This is a genomic window from Candidatus Parvarchaeota archaeon, assembly GCA_016866895.1.
GTDB lineage: Archaea > Micrarchaeota > Micrarchaeia > Anstonellales > VGKX01 > VGKX01.
In genome coordinates, this window is the sequence record VGKX01000195.1 from 1 (window position 1) to 1,691 (window position 1,691).

2 protein-coding genes are annotated in these 1,691 nt (G+C 49.3%); both read right to left on the bottom strand.

Annotated features, from left to right (window positions below; all coding sequences use genetic code 11):
• Window positions 1-252: 252 nt before the first annotated feature.
• Complete coding sequence (locus tag FJZ26_05850) at window positions 253-1,338, bottom strand: tRNA-dihydrouridine synthase family protein (GenBank protein MBM3229932.1); 1,086 nt, start codon at window positions 1,336-1,338, stop codon at window positions 253-255.
• A 110-nt stretch (window positions 1,339-1,448) separates the two neighbouring features.
• Window positions 1,449-1,691 (bottom strand): photosystem reaction center subunit H (locus tag FJZ26_05855; protein MBM3229933.1); only part of this gene is annotated, 243 nt, incomplete at its 5' end.

A 1,691-nucleotide genomic window follows, 5' to 3' on the forward strand; every position in this document is an offset into this window, starting at 1 on the left:
CGTGACCTGGCGCACTCAATCCATATTGCGGAAAGATTTGAAAACACCAACTTTATCTTTATTCCCGAATCGCAGGCTCACACGGTGCTGCCCGGAGAGCTTAGACAAACTCAGTAACAAATTCTGAAAAGACTTGCTTTGTTGTTTTGACTTTTTGCTCAATGCAGCACGGCTGGTTTTGGGTTGTTAGTTCAATGCGGCAGGATTGAATTTAGGTTCTTGGGCAGTCATTTCAAAGGCAGGGGAACCAAGTCACGTAGAAAGGCTTGAAAAAATATCCCTTATTTGGCCAAGAGATTTGCACTTGTTTATTTGCCTTCTTGCCTGCGCTCCCCCCACCATGCCAGAGGTAAGCTCCGTTGCAAAGATGACTGCATAGGAAATATCAGGAATGAACTTGCCGAAATGCCGGTCCCAAATTCCGCAATACTCGTCAAACAAGGCGGCTTTTTGACTGAAGGGATTTTGAGTTGGTGCAAAGCAGTGCATTTGCCTTGCTGAACCCCCTGATTGGCAGCTTGGATAGCCAGTTTTTTGGGGGACAGAACCCACGATTTGGCTGTTTCTGTTTTTTTCAGAATTTTCCTTTGTAATTGCCATGGCTTTCCTGCAATTTTCAAAAATTGACGGGTCCTTGATTGCGCCCCGGCCAATCATGGCCCCGTCAGCGCCGCTATATGCAAGGGCCGCTGCCGCATCCGCAGGGCTTGCAATGTCCCCATTGCCAATGACTGGTATTGATACCGCCTGCTTGACTGACTTTATGTCAGACCAGCATGCCTTGCCACTGTAGCCTTGCGAGGCTGTTCTTGCATGCACTGTGATTGCACTTGCCCCTGCCTTTTCAACTGCAGCTGCTATCTCAAGGATGTTTTTTGAGGAATAGCCAAGGCGCGTCTTTACAGTCACAGGCAGGCTTGAGGCTGCAACAGCAGCACTTGCAATGCGGCCTGCCTTAGCAGGGCTTTGGAGAATAAAGGAGCCGCTTTGCGCACCCGTGACGTTTTTTGACGGGCAGCCAAGATTGAGGTCATAATACGAGGGGAAAGTGAGGCCTGAGCCCTTGAGCTGCTCAAGCTTTTTTATTGCCCCTGCGATGGTTTGCTCGTCCGGGCCCATCAGCTGTATGCCAGCAGGGCCCTCCTTTGCAAGCACCCGTGCCATGAGCATGGTTTTTTTGTTGTCCCTAATTATTGCCTGGGCTGAAAGCATCTCATTGCAAACCAAATCAGCGCCGTGGTTTTTGCAAAGCAATCTGAAGGGCAGGTTTGTTACGCCCACCATCGGGCACAGGGCAAGCACAGGCCTGCCGTGGCTGAAAATATCAACGAACTCCATGGAAAAACCCTTGGGGAGATATAGGGGAAGAATGATTGCCAACGGGGGCTACCCACGGCTAAAGCCGTGGGAGAAGAAGATTGGAAAAGGGGGGATTTGACAGGTTAAATTTATCCCTCAACGCCTTTCCTGTCAATGATGATTAGGTCGGATGCCGCCAAGACAGAGTCGTAATGAACAACAATCAAGCCGTCTTCTTTCTTGAGTTTTCTTGCAGTCGGGTTGTCAGGGTTTGGCTCAACTAGGATGTTCTCAAGCTTCCCTGTGACCTCGTTTACATACAAGTCAACAAGTTTCCCTATTTCCTCGCCGTCATTTGTGACAATCTTTTTTCCGGCAAGCTGTTTTGCAAG